Here is a 17380-nt window from a genome sequence, read left to right on the forward strand (position 1 = left end):
TCACATCCCCTGCAAGGATATTGGCGCGTGCTGCTCTGCCGAAGCACGTATGGCCGCAATCATTTTCAATGTATACGCTGCACTGTCCAGTCCCACATTCGGGTTGGCATCTTTGCTTGCAACAGCCGAAAAATGCAGCAACTGGTCCAGGTACATCTGGTTTCGGTCGTAGCCAGTGCCGTCAAACAGCAGTTCGATGCCGGCCCTTGTTTCGAGATGGATGGTATTTGCAATCAAATCCCACACCAGGTTTCCCTGGTCGCCGACCACCTTGCAGCGGCGGGTTGCTTTGCGTTGCAAGAAGTCGAGGTGTACATGCGCGACCAGCCCGTCCGTTCGCGAGAACAGGATGTCGGCGCGGTCTTCCACGTCGATGTCGAGCGCACCTGAATTGGACACCAGGCCATAGACCCGGTCGAACTTGCCAAAGAGCCAGGTCAAGTAGTCCAGTTCATGGCTCAGTTCGAGCAACACGCCGCCTCCCAAGCTGCGCTTAGCCGACACGTTCTTGCGATAGTCGTCCTGCGGCCGCCAGTCTGGCAGGTATTGGCCCAGGTCGATGGAGATCGACCGGATTGCCCCAGCGATTCCTGCCGATACCAGTTCTTTCATCCGCGTGGCGGATGACAGGTATCGCAGGTTGTAAGAGACCTCGATGGCGCCGGAATAGGCAGACAGCTCCGCGTCGTGCCTGGCCAACTGGGCAACGGAGTCAGCCAGCGGCTTCTCGATAAGCACGGGCACTCCTTCGCGCAGGAAGGCGAGCGCATGCTCGAGATGGAAGGGCGCCGGCGAAGCGACGACAGCAAAGCGCGGCTTCCACTCGATTGCTTCCTTGACCCCCGGTAACAGGCAGGTCGCTTGGGTTTCGTGCGCACCGACGGTACGGCCCGAAGCCGAGACGCAGGCGACTTCAGCTGTCGGAAACAAGCTGCGCAAGTTCGCGATGTGACGGCGCGCGATACTGCCGCTGCCGATAACCAGGTACTTCGTCACAGCTTGTCTACCTCAGCCTGTGCACGATGAAAATCTTCCATACGGCCAATGTCGAGCCAATATTCGTGCATTGGGAACATCGTCACTTCCTGGCCTTCGGCCATTGCCTTTTCCAGCAGGGTCGGCATGTCGATACGGGTGCCTGGCGCGACGCTGCGCACGAGTTCCGGCGACACGATATAGATACCTGCATTGATGAAGAAACGCTGGACCGGCTTTTCGACCATGCCCGTCACGCGGTGCCCATCGCTGGTGATGACACCGTAAGGTACCTTTTGCTCGTATTCACGAACACACATCGTGGCCGCACTTTTGTGCTCCTTATGGAACTCCAGCAGCCCTCGATAATTCACGCGCGTGAGCAGGTCGCCGTTCATCATCAGGAGCGGAAGATCGATCTCGTCGTGCGGCAGCAAGCCTAGCGCCCCGCCTGTGCCCAGCGGCTCGCTTTCGTGCACATACTGGATGCTGACACCCCAGCGCCGGCCATCGCCGAAGTGCTTCTGGATCATCTCTGGCAGATAGTGTGTCGACACGTAAAACCGGTGGAATCCGGCTTCGATAAAGCTTTCCAGGATCAGTTCGAGGATGGCCTTGTCACCCACTTTCAACAAGGGCTTCGGGCAGTCCTGGGTAAGGGGGTACAAGCGCGTGCCGAAGCCTCCAGCCATCAGGAAAACCGGGTTGTCGAGTGGGCGATGCTGGAGCAGGTCATGCAGGGTTTCCAGACCGACCACCACGTTGTTCTCGTCAACCACCGGAAGCTGCAGCAATTGGGTGGTTTCCATGATGGCCAGCACATGTTCGCGCGTCCAGTCCAGGTGTGCGACCTGCGGCTCCTGGCACATGACAATGCTGACTTGAATATCCATCGGCAAGTGACGCAACAGTGCGCGGCGAACATCGCCGTCGGTCAGCGTGCCAAGCAGGCGCCGGTTCTCGTCAACGACAATGGCGATGCGCAGCCCGCCCTTGTCGAGCACGCGTACGGCTTCTTCCAATGGCGTCGACGGACCAACTAAAACTGTTTCCCATTTTTTCATACGTTGTGGCATAACTGTCTCAACTAGACGACGAGATTATAAAAAGACTTCTTCAAGATTCCCTCCAGCGGATAGGTGCGGAGAATATCGACGATCTTGTTGCTGGCTCCACCGTTACCGTAGGGGTTATCCACGTAGGGCAATTTGGCCTGGAACTCAGGTGCAAGCGCACTCTGCAGCGCCGCGATGATGGCCTCGCGATCGGGAGCACAGTCGATCACGCTGGTCGCGCTCAGACGCCCTTTTTGCCGATCTCCGATATTGACCGTCGCCAATCCCAGGCTCGGCGCTTCGGCCAGACCGCTGGACGAATTGCCGACGACGGCGTCGACCACACGCATGCACGAGAGATAGCGCAACTGTCCCAGGGAGGTATAGGCACGCGTATGCGGACGCGTCGCCACATATGCCTCGACCAGCTCGATCAGCTCGCGCCCGCCGGTATCTGCGTTGGGCATCGTGAAGATGATGTGTGTATCGGCCTGTGTGTCGAGTGCCATCAGCAGCTCCGCCATTTGCTGGCTAGAACTCTGCCCTTCAAGGGTGACAGGGTGGAACGTAACCAGCAAATTGCGTGGCCCGAATGTGAAGTCGAGCGAGGCTTCGAGTTCGGCGCGTCCCATCGGTTCGATCTGCTTGATGACGTCGATCCCCAGGCCTCCCACCAGGAACACGCGTTCCGGCTGTTCGCCGAGCTGGATCACGCGGCGCCGGTACTCCTCGGCCGCCACGAAATGCAAGTGGGACATCTTGGTCACGGAATGACGGATCGCTTCGTCAAAGGCTCCCTCCGTCGTTTCACCACCGTGCAAGTGGGCAATCGGGATGCCGGCAATCAGCGCAGCGGCCGCGGCGGCAAAAATCTCGAACCGGTCTCCCAGTACGACGATGAGGTCGGGACGCAGGCGCGCATAGGCGTCAGCGAAGCCGATCAGCCCCAGGCCCATGCTTTTCGTGACGGCGCTCGAAGAATCGGCGCTGAGCAGCATCTCGACCCTGGCGTCGATCGCGAAGCCGGCCTGTTCGATTTCACGGTAGGTAAGGCCGAACTCCGGCGACAGGTGCATGCCTGTGGCAAGCACCTGCAGGTCCAGGTCGGGCGCGTCCGCAATCTGCTGCATGAGCAGGCGCATCAGGCCGAATTCGGCGCGCGTGCCGGTGACGACACAGACCTTGCGGCTCATAGTTCGATCAGCTCGTCGCGTTCGAAATCGCGGCGCGCCGAGCGGCCCACCACGTCGTCCCAGCGCATCGGTGAAATGCCGGTACCCGGCCGCTTCGCCGTCAGGTTGTCGGCACTGAAGGTCTCGCCAGCACGGATCGGACGGCTGGCCACCAGGGACTTGCGTGCGATCGCACGGTTCTTCAGTTCCGACGCGCTGGGGCGCTTGATGCCGTCTCCGAGCGCACGCTCGACGTTGCGGATACCGTCGACCATCGCCTTCAGTTCATGCGGCTCCAGGCTGGCCTGGTGGTCCGGCCCCGGCAGCGTGCGGTCGAGCGTAAAGTGCTTTTCGATCACGGTCGCGCCCAGGGCCACCGCAGCGATCGGGATCTCGATACCGCGCGTGTGGTCGGAGTAGCCGACGTTGACACCGAAGGCCTGCTGCAGGGCGACCATCGCGCGCAGGTTGACCTCGTCCATCGGGGCGGGGTATTCGGTGGTGCAATGCAGGACGGTGACCAGCTCGCGCGGCGTACCACCCTGGATAATGGCCTCGAGCGCCGCCTCGATATCGCCGAGGCTTGCCATCCCGGTCGAGACGATGACCGGCAGGCCGAGGCGCGTCATGTGGCGCAGCAGGGGCAGGTTGGTCAGCTCGCCGGACGGGATCTTGACCTGGTCGAGACCGAGTTCGACCAGCATGTCGAAGCTGTCGACGTCGAATGCCGTCGAGAAGAAACCGATGTTGTGGCGCTTGCACTCCTCGATCAGGATCTCGTGGTCCCGGCGCGAGAGTTCCAGCTTGCGCACCATCTCATACTGGCTTTCGTCATTGCCCGTCGTGTGCTTCTGGTACTCGGCCTTCGGTGCGTCGGCAGAAATAATCTTGCCGGCCACAAAACTCTGGAACTTGACGAGATCGGCGCCCGCTGCCGCGGCGCTCGCCACCAATTGCTTCGCCATTTCCATGTCGCCGTTGTGGTTGACTCCAGCTTCGGCAATGATCAGTGTCTTCATTTGATTCTCCTTGCAGGAACACCTGCATATACGCCATGCGCTTCGCACGGACCAATCACCACAGCGCCCGATCCGATCACCGAGTTGTTTCCGATGATTAATTTGGACTGTGCGTTTCCCTGGTTGATGACCGCGCCCGCCCCGATCCAGCAAGCGGTTTCGAGATGTACATTGCCGGAAACGCAAGCTGCCGGCGCGATGTGAGCGAACTCGTCGACAATACAGTCATGGCCGACGGTCGCGTTCCGGTCGAACACGGTAAAGTCGCCGACCTGGATGCGATTGCTGAGCCGTACGCCGGCGGCGACGATCACGCCGCGGCGGCCCTTCACGGCCTCCCGTTGCCCGCGGCCGAAACTGGCCGCCGGATGGATCAGGTTGGCAAATTCCAGTGCCGGATAGCGGCCGACCAGCCGCTGCCGGACACCCTGGTTTCCGATCCCGACCGCGAAAGGAATGTCCCCGTACTTCCCGGCCTCTTCCTCGACGATCACGTCGTCGGACCCGTCCCAATGCGCCAGCTCGGCCGCGTCGCGCGCGACGAACAGCGGCCGATATGACAGTTCCCATGCGATGTCCGCCACTTCGCGCGCAAAGCCCGATGTGCCGAAAATGCCGATACGCTTCATCGGCACAGTCCTGGAATCACGCTGCTCGGGATGTTGACGACCCGCTCTTCCAGCCAGTGGGCGTTTGGGAGTGCGCCGGCGCGCGCGTTCGCATGGAAGGCCAGGCGGTTCATCAAGGCCCAGATCGGGCGCGTCATGACGCCGCTTTCGTTGGTTGCTTTCAACAGCGCGTCACGCTGGCTGCCATCCTGGCAGATCACCGCATTGAGCCAGTAGTTCGAACGGCATTCTTCCGGCTCGGTCAGGAAGCTGAGCTCGCTGCCGCGGAAATGTTCCGCATAGCGCTCCGCCAGCTCGCGCTTGGCCTGCACGAAGCTGTCGAGCATCTCGAGCTGAGCGCAACCGAGCGCCGCATTGAGGTTGGGCAGGCGGTAGTTGTAGCCCACCTCGTCGTGCACGTATTCGTAAGGGTGCGGAATCTTGGCCGTGGTCGTCAGGTGCTTGGCGCGGGCGCCGAGGGCCTCTCCGGCCAGGACCATGCCGCCACCGCCGGTGGTGATCACCTTGTTGCCGTTGAAGCTGAGCGTGCCGAGCAGGCCGAAGGTGCCGGTGTGGCGGCCCTTGTACAGGCTGCCGAGCGATTCGGCGGCGTCCTCGACCAGCGCGAGGTTCCATTGCGCACATACGGAGACCAGGCCGTCGATGTCGGCCGGGTGGCCGAAGGTATGCATCGGCACGCAGGCACGTACCAGCTTGCCATCGGCTTTCGTACGGCACTGGCCGTCGGTGTCCAGGCGGGCGTGCTCGTCCAGCCATTGCGCGAGCGCGACGGCAGACAGGCCCAGGGTATCGCGGTCGACGTCGATGAACACCGGTTCGGCGCCGCAATAGGCGATCGCGTTGCAGGTCGCGACAAAGGTCAGCGGCTGCGTAATCACGAGCTCGCCCGGCTGGACGCCGGCGAGCTTGAGCGCCACGTGGAGGGCCGCTGTACCGTTGACCACCGCGACGGCACGCGGGCTGCCGGTATAAGCGGCCATGTCGCGCTCGAAGCGGTCGACATACGCACCGACGCTCGAGACGAAGGTCGACTCGATCGTATCGGCAACGTATTCGCGCTCGCGCCCTTGGAACAGGGGCGCATGCAGCGGGATGAACTCGTTGGTGCCGTACTGTTCGCGAACGAAGCTGATGAGGGATTCGAACATGTCAGACGTTGTAGATGTTGGCCTTGTACTTCGCCAGGTTTTCCGGGCGCACGAACCAGTCGATGGTGGCCTGCAGGCCGCGGCGGATATCGAATTCCGGCTCGAAACCGGTCAGTTCGCGAATCTTGGTGTTATCCGCCCACAGGCGGAACACTTCCGATTTGCCCGGGCGCAGTCGCTGGTCGTCGGTCAGGAATTCGACGTCGCTCTGCATCAGTTCGCGGATCAGGTTCAAGGTATCGCCCACCGAGATCTCGAAATTCGAACCGATGTTGACGGTTTCGCCGATCGCGCGCTCGCAATTCGCCAGCGCCAGGAAGCCGCGGCAGGTATCGGCCACGTAATTGAAATCGCGGGTCGGCGTCACGTCGCCGAGCTGGATCTGTTTCTTGCCGCTGGCGATCTGGCTGATGATGGTCGGGATCACGGCGCGCGCCGACTGGCGTGGCCCATAGGTGTTGAACGGCCGGGCGATCGTCAGCGGCAGGTCGAAGGCATTGAAGAAGCTCATCGCCATCGCGTCGGAACCGATCTTGGAGGCGCTATAGGGCGACTGCGGCTGCAGGGGGTGCTTTTCATCGATCGGCACGTACTGCGCCGTGCCATACACTTCGCTAGTCGAGGTGTGGATGACCCGCTTCACGCCATTATCCAGTGCGGCCTGGCAGATGTTCAGCGTGCCCTTGACGTTGGTGTCGACGTAGCTGTCCGGCGCCACATACGAATACGGAATCGCGATCAGCGCGGCCAGGTGGAAAACGGTATCGACGCCTTTCGTGATGTGCTTGCAGTAGTGCGGATCGCGTACGTCGCCGTTCAGGACTTCGATCTGGTCGCGGCAGGCTACGTCTTCCAGCCAGCCCCAATAGTTAAAGGAGTTGTACTGCGACAGGGCCTTGACCTGGTAACCCTCGCGGACCAGCAATTCGGTAAGGTGCGAGCCGATAAAGCCGTCGGCGCCGGTAACAAGAACAGTTTTCATCGTTTTTCTTTATTTCATTAATTCAGCGATTGATTTGCGGAAGCGGCACGGGCGGCCGAGCATTCCATTATTTGGCGCGCAGCAGCGAGCGCAACTCATCCAGGCGCGCGGACTTGCCGGGGGCCTGCATCACGCGCTGCCGCAACTCGAGCAGGAAGGCCCCGACGAGCGCCGCGAAAAAGGCGAAGAATGCGCACATCAGCACCAGCATGGCGCGCTTTGGCTTGACCTTCTTTTCCGGCTCGATGGCGGGATCGAGCACCTGGATGATCGATGGGTCCTTTGCCTCGTCGAGCCGCGCCACTTCATACTGCTTGGCGAGCAATTCGTACAACATCTGGTAATACTTGACGTCCCGCAGCACCTTGATGTTTTCGAGTCCAACCGGCGTCCCGCCGGCCGTTCCACCTGAAGGGCCGGCCGAGCCGGTCCCCGCCCTGCCGTTTTCCAGGCGCGACAGTTCGGCGCGCAGGCTCCTGAGCTCTTCATCCAGGCGCAGGTAATCGGGGTGAGTCGTGGTGACGAAGGCGCGCACCGAATTCAGTTCGATCTCCTTCGCCGATGCGCGCGCCCTGAGGGCGGCAACCGTTTCCATCAGGGCCCGGCTGTCGGCGTCGACACTGATCACGCCGCGGGTGTCGAGTGCGCTCTTCATCGAGACTTCCGCCTTCGACAAGTTATTCTTTGCCGCTTCGAGCTCGCGCTCGAAGAACACGCGGCGTTGGCTTGCCTCGGTAACGGCCAGCAGGCGCGTCAGGTTAAGCAGTTCGGTAACGTAAGCGTTGGCGATTTTCGCCACGCGCTGGCGGTCCTCGTCCTCGACCTCGATCGTGATCAGCCCGTCCTTCCCGGAAGTCACCGTCGTATTCGCTGCCAGTTCGCGGCGCGCGTTTTCCAGCGATTCGGTGTCGTACGCATCCTTCAGCTTGAACTGCGCGACCAAGCGATCGGCCACCGTCCGGCTCTTCAGCATGGCAACGTAGAGGTCGTTCGGATTTTTCAGGCCGGAGATGCCAGCTGCCATGCCGGCCGCCCCTCCAAGCTGCGACAGGAGCGCCGCGGCGCTGGATTGCTGCTGCTGCGGAGGAAGCAGTTTTGCGCCGGCCTTGTAAACATTTGGCAAAAGAAAGCTGAGTGCCGCAGCAAGGACTGCAACAGCGATCGGCAAGCCGATGATCATTTTCTTGTGCTTCGCCAGGACAATTAGCAAGTCCAGAAGGCCGAACTGGCTTTCCCCCTGCTTTTCCGGACTCGATAGTTCCACGTGCAATTGACTCATGCTTTGCTTAATTATGTCGATGAAGTTTGCTGCTAATTTAAATGCCAGAGATCAGTCGCGCAGGGTCTTGATCGCTGCAGCACCCAAACCAAAACTCGAGAAGATCTGCGCCCATTCGCGCGTCCCCCTCATGAACTTCGTCCATTTCGTCTCCCTGTCAAACTTCTCGGGAATGACCACACTGTCTCCCGGCATGACTTCCAGGCCACCGATACTGCCGAAGAGCCAGTTACCAGACTCGCGTGAGATCACGCTGCCATCTGCCCGGATGACAAAAGTCTCATCCACGTCTGCGTCGGAAGTCACCCCCGCTACTTTCAGGTAGTCCTTGACGCGTTCATTCGGCTTCCACAGGACGGAAGACTCCACGTTCACCGCGCCGATTACATGGACAAAGGCCGGCGTCGCAGGCACCACCACGCGGTCGCCGTTCTCCAGCTTGACTTGCGGCAGACGGGCGAAGGACCGTTCCTTCGGATCCAGATTGAAGGCGATCCGGCCAGTCGGCTTCAGCTGGCGGAACTGTAAGATCTTTTGCCGGGCCAACTCGGCCTGGGCCTGCTGCTGCGCTGCGATGACCTGTGGATTTACCGAAGCGAGCGCCTGTTGATTGGCGACGGCCTGGCTCTGCTCTTTGGTGAGCTGCGCCTCGAGGCGGCGTGCAGCCTTTTCCAGGTTGATCTCTTGCTCCTTGCGTACGGTATCGCGATGGAACGCAGTACCGAACAAGTAAGCATTCGCGGTCGGACCACCAGCCTTCGCCAGCAAGGTCTGCAAGGTGTCATCCGCCCCCATTTGATACACCCCGGGAACCTTGACTTCACCTTCGATGCGCACCAGCACGCGGCGCTTGTTCATGGGGACAGCGACATCCTGCTGCGAGAAGACGGTTACCGTGTCACCCGGCTGGAGTTCGATGTTGTCCGCCCCTGCCGGGTTGGCAAATACGTTGCCCAGGTTGAACGGGACCAGGGTGACCGACAGGTCCTTGCGATTAATGCGCTCAACCACCGCGTAATCCCAGTTCACCTCATCCACCAGGTTGCCGACGCTGGCCGCAATCGTGTCGACGTGTTCGTTTGTCACCTGCTCGTCCTGGCCGGTGGCGATGACCTGGTTCTGCCGCTTGACGGAAGCACGCGTGATCAGGTAATCGCGGCTCGGGATCAGGTCGCTGATGCGCATGCCCGCCTTGAACGGTGCGCGGACCGGCTGGTCGACATTACCGCGCAGGATCACTGCGTTCGAAAACTCCGGCGTGATCGAGGTAATGTTCAGCACGTCGCCGTCTTTCAACGAACGCTTCAGGCTGGCGCTGTCGAGTGCAAACTGCTCGACGCTGCGCGGGCGGCTCTTGCTTGGATCGATGCGTTCGAGGAAAGCACGGCGCGGGTCGGCAACCACCGGCATGCCGCCGGCGAAGTCAAGCATCGATTCGATCGTGTCGCCGCCAGTCTTCAGCTCGTAGATTGCCGGGCTGTTGACCTTGCCGACCAAGGCAATGTAGCCCGTTGCCGCTGGAATGTAGATCGAGTCGCCGTCGAGCAGCTTCACGTCGGCTGACTTGTCGCCCTTGGCGATGAAGGCGTACAGGTCAAGCTCGGCCACGACACGACCGGCGCGTTTTACCTGCACGCGTCGCATGCTGCCGTTGGCATTGGGGCCACCGCTTGCGAACAGGGCAGTCACGAGCGTCGACAGGCTCGACACGGTGTAGGTACCCGGACGCTTCGCCTGGCCGACGACGTAGATAGTGATGGCGCGCAGCTGGCCGAAGTTCACGTTGACGGTAACACCCTTGTAGAGCTTGGCCACCGCGCTGCGGATGATGTCGTCCGCATCGCCCGCCTTCACTCCGGCCAGCACCACCGATCCGATCGTCGGGATCGTGATCGTACCGTTGCGGTCGATGGTGGCACGAAAATCGATGTCGATCGTGCCCCAGCCACGGATCAGCAGCTCGTCACCCGGACCCAGCACATACTCCGAGGGGACCGGCGAGTTGAGGATCGGCGCGAAGGTCGACGGCGCATTGGCGAAAAAGCTGGAGCCGAAGGTCGGCAGCTCTTCGCCGACGCTGTCGAAAATGAATTTCTGGAATTCGGTCAGGACCTTGACGTCTTCCTCCTGCTGGCCTTCACCCCAAGAGGCCTTGGGGGCTGCGCCGGGGAATGCGCCGAGCGCTGCGTCAGGAGAACCTGGCCGGCGTGGCGCAGTAGCGCCACCGGCACGGCTACCGGCAGCGGTAGCGCCAGCATTACGATTGGTGATGGAAACCCGACGAGGGGTAGTGGGCGAGGCCGGCACTGCGGCAGTGGCTGCCGGGTCAGGGATGTTTTGACCAAACATTTCGTCTGCGCGAGGAGTCAATTCTTGCGCAGACGCAATGGTAGCAACAGCGCTGATGGCCAAGGCCACTGCGCGAGACGAAAACTTGGACATATGGTGAATTGTGGGAAGCCAGACGGTCGAATAACCTGGAATTATATTCGTTCGTGGCAAGACAGTGAACCTAAGCAACTAGAGATGCGAAAGAAAATCCCGTACACGCAACAAATTCTCTTTATTACAACAAAAATCACCTATCAAATGTGCATATGTTGTAATGCCTCAACGAAAAATTAGTAATTGAATGGACAACATCGCCGTTACATTTGGTGAATATCTCGCAACTCGAAATTATTCCATAACCTATTATTATGGCTTGCCAAAACTGGATCAGTCGGCTGGAGGCGTACAAGGGATGACGGGAAAGCTTCGAGCCGCGGCGGGGACGGCCAATCACGGGTCATGCCCAGCCACTACCCGACAAAGTATTCGGCCTCATCGAACCGTACACCTTTGGCATCTTTCGGAGATACCAGGGGCGCGCCGGTGATCGGCCAGTCGATGGCAAGCCGTGGATCATTCCAGGCAATGCACCGTTCATGCTCGGGCGCGTAGTAATCGGTCAGCTTGTAGACCACGTCCGCCGCGTCCGACAAGACCACGAAGCCATGGGCGAAACCCTCCGGCACCCACAGCTGCGCCTTGTTTTCTGCACTCAGGAATTCACCCACCCATTGCCCGAACGTGGGCGACGATCGCCGCAGGTCCACGGCAACGTCGAACACGCTGCCCGCGACAACGCGTACCAGCTTGCCCTGCGTCTGGCGCACCTGATAATGCAGGCCGCGCAAGACGTTTCGTATCGAGGTCGAATGGTTGTCCTGCACGAAGTTGACGTGACGGCCAAGCGCTTCCTCGAAACGGGCGAGGTGGAAGCTCTCGTATACCATGCCGCGCTCATCGGCGAACACGCGCGGTTCGATTCGCAGGACGTCGGGAATGGACAGGTGCGTGATCCGCATCAGAATACCTTTTCGCTCAGGACACGCATCAGGTACTGCCCATAGCCATTGTTCTGCATTGGCGCGGCCAGTTCGGCAAGCTGCGCGGCGCTGATCCAGCCCATGCGGTAGGCGATCTCTTCCGGGCAAGCTACTTTCAGGCCCTGGCGGCGCTCGATGGTGGCGATGAACTGGCTCGCGTCGAGCAGGGACTCGTGGGTACCGGTATCGAGCCAGGCATACCCGCGGCCCATGATCTCGACATGCAAGCGTCCGAGCGCCATGTAGCTGCGGTTCATGTCCGTGATCTCGAGTTCGCCGCGCGCCGAGGGCGTGAGCGAACGGGCTATCTCGGTCGCGTCGCCATCGTAGAAATACAGGCCCGTAACCGCATAGTTCGAGCGCGGCACGCGCGGCTTTTCTTCCACGCTGACGGCGCGGCCTTCGGCATCGAACTCCACCACGCCATAGCGCCCCGGGTCCTGCACGTGGTAGGCGAAGATGCTCGCATCGCTGCGGGCGGAGGCGCGGCGCAGCATGTGCTGCAAATCATGTCCGTAAAAAATATTATCGCCGAGGACAAGCGCAGAAGGGCTGCTTGCAAGGAAGTCCGCGCCCACCAGATAGGCTTGGGCGATGCCGTCGGGCGAAGGCTGCACGGCATACGAAATGTTCAGGCCAAACCGCGTCCCGTCACCCAGTAACTGCGCGAAGCGCGGCGTATCCTGCGGCGTCGAGATAACGAGGATATCCTGGATACCGGACAGCATGAGCGTGCTGAGCGGGTGATAGATCATCGGCTTGTCGAAAACCGGCATCAGCTGCTTCGATACCGCCAGCGTGGCCGGGTACAAGCGCGTGCCACTGCCGCCTGCCAGGATAATGCCTTTACGCTTGCTCGATTCCATCATGGGTATGCTCACAGGTTTCCACTTTCCGCCAGTTCGGCAATCAGGCGATCGATGTGGTGGCGCCAGTCCGGCAGCGCCAGTCCAAACGCCGTACGAAATTTGCTGGTATCCATCAGTGAATTGGCTGGACGCGGCGCGGTTGCACGCCATGCCGCCGTGGTAATAGGCAAAATCTGCTTGGGCCTGGCCTGAAGCCGCGCGCCTTGCGCCAGTGCCTGCGCCACGACGTGACACGCGTAAGCATGCCAGTTGGTCTGGCCCGACGCCGCCACATGATAGGTACCCACCAGCTCCCCTGCCCCGACACCGCGCAAGGCGATGTGCTGCAGGGCCAGCGCAGTAAGGTCGGCCAGCAACTCGGCGCTGGTGGGTGCCCCAAATTGGTCGGCAACGACCTCGAGCTGTGGCCTTTCCCTGGCCAGCCGGAGAATCGTTTTTGGAAAATTCACGCCATGCGGCCCGAATACCCAGCTGGTGCGCAGGATCAGGTGGCGCGCGCCGCTTGCACGGATACGTTCTTCGCCTTCGAATTTGGTACGACCGTAGACCGACAAAGGACTGGCTGCGTCGTCCTCGCGGTAAGGCTTCTCCTTCCTGCCATCGAACACATAGTCGGTGGAATAATGCACCAGCCAGGCGCCGCACGCTCGCGCTGCCTCGGCCAGCACGCCGGGGGCTAGCGCATTGATGCCATGGGCCGTGGCTACGTCGCCTTCGGCACGGTCGACCGCCGTATAGGCGGCCGCGTTGACGATGATATCGGGACGGTAGTCGCATACGCTGGCATGCAGCGCCTCAGGATTGCCGAAGTCAGCATCAGGCCGGCCGAGTGCGCGCATTTCCCCGAGCACCGACAGCGACCGTTGCAATTCCCAGCCGAGCTGGCCATTTTTGCCGAACAACAGGATTTTCATGGACGCGGATGTCCATCGGCGTACTGCTTCTCGACCCAGTCGCGGTAGGCGCCGCTGGTCACATCCTCCACCCAGTCCTGGTGCGTCAGGAACCATTCGACAGTCTTGCAGATACCGGTCTGGAAAGTCTCCTGCGGGCGCCAGCCGAGCTCACGCTCCAGCTTGCCGGCATCGATGGCGTAGCGGCGGTCGTGTCCCGGCCGGTCCTTGACGAAGCTCACCTGGGCAGCATAGGTCACGCCGTCGGGTCGCGGACGCAATTCGTCAAGGATCGCGCATACTGTGTGCACGACATCGATGTTGGCCATCTCGTTGCATCCGCCGATGTTATAGGTTTCCCCCGGCGTACCGGCCTCCAGGACGCGGCGGATGGCGCTGCAGTGGTCGAGCACGTAGAGCCAGTCACGGACCTGCCGGCCGTCGCCATAGATCGGCAGCGGCTTGCCCGCGAGCGCATTGTGGATCACGAGCGGAATCAGCTTTTCCGGGAAATGGAAGGGGCCGTAGTTATTGGAGCAGTTCGTGGTCAGCACCGGCAGACCGTACGTATGGTGCCAGGCATGCACCAGGTGGTCCGATGCCGCCTTGCTGGCCGAATACGGGCTATTCGGTGCGTAGCAATGCTGCTCGTCGAAGGCCGGTGCATCCGGAGTGAGCGAACCATATACCTCGTCGGTCGACACATGCAGGAAGCGGAAGCCAGCCTGTACCTCGATTGCCAAGCCGCTCCAATAGCTGCGCACCGCTTCCAGAAGCTGAAAGGTGCCCACTACGTTGGTGTCGATAAAGGCTGCCGGACCGGCGATCGAGCGGTCCACGTGGCTCTCGGCTGCAAAGTTCAGCACAGCGCGCACCTGGTATTCGTGCAGCAGACGCGTCACGAGGTTGGTGTCGCCAATATCGCCGCGCACGAAATGGTGGCGCGGGTCGCCGTGGACGGCAGCAAGGTTGTTCAGGTTGCCCGCATAGGTCAGCTTGTCGAGATTGACGACCGGCTCGTTGTGATGCGCCAGCCAGTCGAGCACGAAATTGGAACCAATGAAGCCGGCGCCACCGGTCACAAGGATGGTCATACGTTACCAGGTTGGTTGAATGCGGGCATGCGCCCGCCAACCCGAATTATGGCGCGTTTGGACCCGCGGCGGGAAGTCAGAGGCCGCGTTGAATCAAAGAAGAGTCGGGCTGGCCGATCACGTCATCGGACAATGGACCGGACGGCCTGGTTCGGCGCCGCCGCGCCCACCACGCCGACACCACGAAGGCATACACCGACAAGTACAGCAGGAAGCTGGCCAGCACACCCTGCAGCATCGCTTCCGGCACGGCGGCAAAGCGCATCGCCATCATGGCCGGCACCAGCGCCACCACCCAGCAGACCGGCGACACACAGGAGTTGCGCAGCGGCGCCGGCAGCGCATGCAGGAAGCGCGCCACGAGCGCGGTCTTGACCAGGCTGTGCAGGTGCCAGCTGTCCGGGTGGCCCGGATGGCGGCGGCACCACAGGCGGCGCAGGATGGTGAACACGGTCTCGAACACCGGGTAGGCGCAGGCCAGCAGCGGCGCCCAGGGCGACACCAGCGGATTGCGGTTGACCAGCATCACCGACATCCAGGCCAGCAGGAAGCCGAGCAGGTAGGCGCCGCCATCACCGAGAAACAGTTTACCGAAGGGGAAATTGACGACGAAGAAGCCGGCGGTCACGGCGCACACCACGAAGCACAGCTGGGCCAGGTGGGGGTCGCCGGCGTCCTGGGCGATGATGCCGAGCGCCGCCATGCCGATCAGCACGGTGCCGCTGGCCAGGCCGTTGAAGCCGTCGATGATGTTGACCGCATTGGCCACGCCGCCCACCGCGACGGCAGTAAACAGGACCGCGGCCGGCAGCCAGGTCAGCATCATGTCGAGCGGAGCAATGCCGATGTGCAGCAGGGTGACGCCGGTCACGCTCCAGCAGCACACGCCGCTGGCAATGGTGGCGAACAGGCGCGCGCGCACCGAGACCTTACGGGTCAGGTCTTCGGCCAGGCCGAACACGAAGGCCGGCATGGCGGCCACCAGCACCGGCAGCAGCAGTTCCTGCTGCGCTTCGGGCAGCACGCCGAGCGACAGCCACAGCCCCAGCATGATGGCGGCGCCGCCGATGCGGGGCGTCGGAGTGATGTGGAATTTCTGCACGCCGTGCGTCGCGTCCAGCGAATAGCGTCCGTGCCAGCGCGTCGTGAGGACGAGCAGCAGCGAACAGACGAGCGACACGGCAAAGCCAAGCTCGAGGGCAGTAAATGGCAAATTAATAATACTCATAGAACCACTTTGTTAACTCGTCAATTCTATCGCATTTCAATTTAACTAACGCCCAAAGTGTTACAGACTGTTTCCTTGACGGACGCTGCAACTTATTGATCTGTCGAGCCAATTTTTCGATTCTATGGACGTTGATATCTCGCAATCAATCATTCTGAAACTTCTCCTACTATTCTCGACAATTCATTAAATCTTTATTCTTGGCAATTATTCTTAGCGAATACACCCAAGGATTCAGGAGCCCGCATGGTCTTCAACCGCCGCATCGACTACCCTCGAGCCCTGCTCTTCTTCCCTGTTCTTGTGTTTTGCCTGTTGCTTGCCTTCCCCGCAGCAGGTGCGCATGCCCAATCCGCCACCGTCCTGGCCGAGCTCCGCACCCGCCAACTCGAGGCCGAGGCACGCCAGGCCCTGGCCGAAGCCGAACGCGCCGAACTGCTGGCGCGCCTGCCGCCAGCCCAGTCCAAGCCGCTGACAGGCAGCATCGACACCCGCCAGTTCGGCGCGGCCGGACTGGTGCGCGCCTTCGACCTGGCGCGCGAGCTCGCTGCAACCCTGTGTGCCCGCCTGCCTGCCGGCCGCAGCGCCGCCCTCTACGATCCGGCCACGAGCCAGGGCATGGTAGCGGCGCGCAGCGTCGACAGCGCCCTCACCCGCTTTTCCAACGACATGGCCGAGCGCAACAAGGCCTTGCAGCGCTACCTCGACACCCAGCGCCCGCCGGGCTCCGGCGCGGCGGCGCTGCCGCTGGCCGTGCTCACCATCGTGCCGGCGACGGTGCGCGCGGGTGCCGACATCGCCGCCCTGCTGCGCAGCGACGTGAGCGCCACCGGGATCGGCTATGGCGAAGGGGCGCGCAGCCTGTTTGCCAGCGCCCTGGCGCAAACCTGCCCGGAGCGCATCAGCGGACTCGGGGCAGGCTACCTGGGAGAGCTCGACTGGGCACGCTACGAAAAACTGCTGGGGCGCCTGAATGCCCTCGCCGTCCACCGCGCCGCCTACGCCCAGCGCATCGCCGAGCTGCAGGTGCTGCTCGATGCCGCCAAGGGCGAGCAGAAGAAGGAAATGGCCGCAGTCAGCCAGGCGGCGCTGGCGCAACTGAAGGTGGTGGATGCCTTCGTCGACTCGCTCAAGGCCGGCGAAGCCAGCGACAGGAGCCCGCTGTTCAATGCCGCGCGCTTCCTCGGCTACAGCGAGCGTACTGCCGGCAGCCTGGTGCTGGACGCCGAGCTGCGGCTGGAGGGCATGAGCATCGTGAAGGAAAACCTGTTCACCGGCCAGCAGCTGCGCCTGTCGGGCGTGGCCTTCCTCTGGTACCGGCTGCACGAGCCGGACGGACGGCTGCTGGCGGCGGAGACGCTGCGGCGGATCAGCAGGCCGGTGGAGGTGGATTTGCGTGGCGAAGGGGCGCCGGATTCGTTCTGGTCAGGCCAATAACCGGATTTTGTAGGGTGGGCAGGTTTCCTGCCCACGCGTTAAACCAGTTGCAAGATCATCGCGTACGGTTTTTTCTCGCCAACTATCGCCGCGTGGGCGGGGGACCCTGTATGGCACAGGGACATGGGTTACACATGTCTAGAGACATAGGTGACACATGTCGAACCATTCTACGCCTTAATCCTGAGGTCGATTTCTGCGACTTTTCGCGTACAGAACATGACGTCGA

General features: G+C 61.6%; 15 protein-coding genes. 1 reads left to right on the forward strand and 14 read right to left on the reverse strand.

The window, feature by feature from the left end; translation table 11 throughout:
* From FG94_RS13080 to FG94_RS13145, 14 genes are all read right to left on the reverse strand, one after another.
* Positions 1–996 carry a Gfo/Idh/MocA family protein gene (locus FG94_RS13080; RefSeq protein WP_036212273.1) on the reverse strand — a complete coding sequence of 332 codons (996 nt, stop codon included), beginning with the start codon at positions 994–996 and terminating at the stop codon, positions 1–3.
* Complete coding sequence (locus FG94_RS13085) at positions 993–2051, reverse strand: nucleotidyltransferase family protein (protein ID WP_229445940.1); 1059 nt, start codon at positions 2049–2051, stop codon at positions 993–995. Before FG94_RS13085 ends, FG94_RS13080 begins: the two co-directional genes overlap by 4 nt.
* An 11-nt stretch (positions 2052–2062) precedes the next feature.
* Positions 2063–3223, reverse strand: a complete 1161-nt coding sequence (gene neuC, locus FG94_RS13090; protein ID WP_036212277.1) for a UDP-N-acetylglucosamine 2-epimerase — start codon at positions 3221–3223, stop codon at positions 2063–2065.
* Positions 3220–4221 carry an N-acetylneuraminate synthase gene (gene neuB / locus FG94_RS13095; RefSeq protein WP_036212279.1) on the reverse strand — a complete coding sequence of 334 codons (1002 nt, stop codon included), beginning with the start codon at positions 4219–4221 and terminating at the stop codon, positions 3220–3222. Before neuB ends, neuC begins: the two co-directional genes overlap by 4 nt.
* On the reverse strand, positions 4218–4850 hold the full coding sequence (locus FG94_RS13100; protein WP_036212281.1) for a hypothetical protein: 633 nt from the start codon (positions 4848–4850) through the stop codon (positions 4218–4220). The genes neuB and FG94_RS13100 overlap by 4 nt, the downstream gene beginning before the upstream one ends.
* On the reverse strand, positions 4847–5998 hold the full coding sequence (locus tag FG94_RS13105) for a LegC family aminotransferase (RefSeq protein WP_036212283.1): 1152 nt from the start codon (positions 5996–5998) through the stop codon (positions 4847–4849). The genes FG94_RS13100 and FG94_RS13105 overlap by 4 nt, the downstream gene beginning before the upstream one ends.
* Position 5999: 1 nt before the next feature.
* A complete protein-coding gene (locus FG94_RS13110) occupies positions 6000–6980 on the reverse strand; it encodes an NAD-dependent 4,6-dehydratase LegB (RefSeq protein WP_036212285.1) in 981 nt (326 codons plus the stop codon).
* 67 nt (positions 6981–7047) lie between these two features.
* Positions 7048–8307, reverse strand: a complete 1260-nt coding sequence (locus FG94_RS13115) for a Wzz/FepE/Etk N-terminal domain-containing protein (RefSeq protein WP_373965024.1) — start codon at positions 8305–8307, stop codon at positions 7048–7050.
* Positions 8308–8310: 3 nt separating this feature from the next.
* On the reverse strand, positions 8311–10608 hold the full coding sequence (locus FG94_RS13120; protein ID WP_081925969.1) for an SLBB domain-containing protein: 2298 nt from the start codon (positions 10606–10608) through the stop codon (positions 8311–8313).
* A 452-nt stretch (positions 10609–11060) separates the two neighbouring features.
* Positions 11061–11609: a dTDP-4-dehydrorhamnose 3,5-epimerase gene (gene rfbC / locus FG94_RS13125; RefSeq protein ID WP_036212289.1), complete on the reverse strand. Its 549-nt coding sequence runs from the start codon at positions 11607–11609 to the stop codon at positions 11061–11063.
* Positions 11609–12496 carry a glucose-1-phosphate thymidylyltransferase RfbA gene (gene rfbA / locus FG94_RS13130; RefSeq protein WP_036212307.1) on the reverse strand — a complete coding sequence of 296 codons (888 nt, stop codon included), beginning with the start codon at positions 12494–12496 and terminating at the stop codon, positions 11609–11611. The genes rfbC and rfbA overlap by 1 nt, the downstream gene beginning before the upstream one ends.
* 11 nt (positions 12497–12507) lie before the next feature.
* Positions 12508–13413, reverse strand: coding sequence for a dTDP-4-dehydrorhamnose reductase (gene rfbD, locus FG94_RS13135; protein WP_036212291.1), 906 nt, complete (start codon positions 13411–13413; stop codon positions 12508–12510).
* A complete protein-coding gene (gene rfbB, locus FG94_RS13140) occupies positions 13410–14486 on the reverse strand; it encodes a dTDP-glucose 4,6-dehydratase (protein WP_036212293.1) in 1077 nt (358 codons plus the stop codon). Before rfbB ends, rfbD begins: the two co-directional genes overlap by 4 nt.
* A 76-nt stretch (positions 14487–14562) precedes the next feature.
* Positions 14563–15699 carry a glycosyltransferase gene (locus FG94_RS13145; protein ID WP_229445941.1) on the reverse strand — a complete coding sequence of 379 codons (1137 nt, stop codon included), beginning with the start codon at positions 15697–15699 and terminating at the stop codon, positions 14563–14565.
* A 261-nt stretch (positions 15700–15960) separates the two neighbouring features.
* On the opposite strand from FG94_RS13145, the gene FG94_RS13150 reads away from it, so the two are divergent.
* The gene (locus tag FG94_RS13150) at positions 15961–17151 is read left to right on the forward strand and encodes a hypothetical protein (RefSeq protein WP_229445942.1); all 1191 of its coding nucleotides are present in this window, start codon (positions 15961–15963) and stop codon (positions 17149–17151) included.
* Positions 17152–17380: the final 229 nt, after the last annotated feature.

Source organism: Massilia sp. LC238, assembly GCF_000735635.1.
Taxonomy (GTDB): domain Bacteria; phylum Pseudomonadota; class Gammaproteobacteria; order Burkholderiales; family Burkholderiaceae_D; genus Telluria; species Telluria varians.

What these genes read in the sequence shown, in the direction of transcription:
- rfbC (WP_036212289.1), bottom strand. Translation starts at nt 11,609, where the DNA reads ATGCGGATCACGCACCTGTCCATTCCCGACGTCCTGCGAATCGAACCG.
- rfbD (WP_036212291.1), bottom strand. Translation starts at nt 13,413, where the DNA reads ATGAAAATCCTGTTGTTCGGCAAAAATGGCCAGCTCGGCTGGGAATTG.
- FG94_RS13105 (WP_036212283.1), bottom strand. Translation starts at nt 5,998, where the DNA reads ATGTTCGAATCCCTCATCAGCTTCGTTCGCGAACAGTACGGCACCAAC.
- FG94_RS13150 (WP_229445942.1), top strand. Translation starts at nt 15,961, where the DNA reads ATGGTCTTCAACCGCCGCATCGACTACCCTCGAGCCCTGCTCTTCTTC.
- FG94_RS13100 (WP_036212281.1), bottom strand. Translation starts at nt 4,850, where the DNA reads ATGAAGCGTATCGGCATTTTCGGCACATCGGGCTTTGCGCGCGAAGTG.
- FG94_RS13110 (WP_036212285.1), bottom strand. Translation starts at nt 6,980, where the DNA reads ATGAAAACTGTTCTTGTTACCGGCGCCGACGGCTTTATCGGCTCGCAC.
- rfbA (WP_036212307.1), bottom strand. Translation starts at nt 12,496, where the DNA reads ATGGAATCGAGCAAGCGTAAAGGCATTATCCTGGCAGGCGGCAGTGGC.
- neuB (WP_036212279.1), bottom strand. Translation starts at nt 4,221, where the DNA reads ATGAAGACACTGATCATTGCCGAAGCTGGAGTCAACCACAACGGCGAC.
- rfbB (WP_036212293.1), bottom strand. Translation starts at nt 14,486, where the DNA reads ATGACCATCCTTGTGACCGGTGGCGCCGGCTTCATTGGTTCCAATTTC.
- neuC (WP_036212277.1), bottom strand. Translation starts at nt 3,223, where the DNA reads ATGAGCCGCAAGGTCTGTGTCGTCACCGGCACGCGCGCCGAATTCGGC.
- FG94_RS13120 (WP_081925969.1), bottom strand. Translation starts at nt 10,608, where the DNA reads ATGTTTGGTCAAAACATCCCTGACCCGGCAGCCACTGCCGCAGTGCCG.
- FG94_RS13085 (WP_229445940.1), bottom strand. Translation starts at nt 2,051, where the DNA reads ATGCCACAACGTATGAAAAAATGGGAAACAGTTTTAGTTGGTCCGTCG.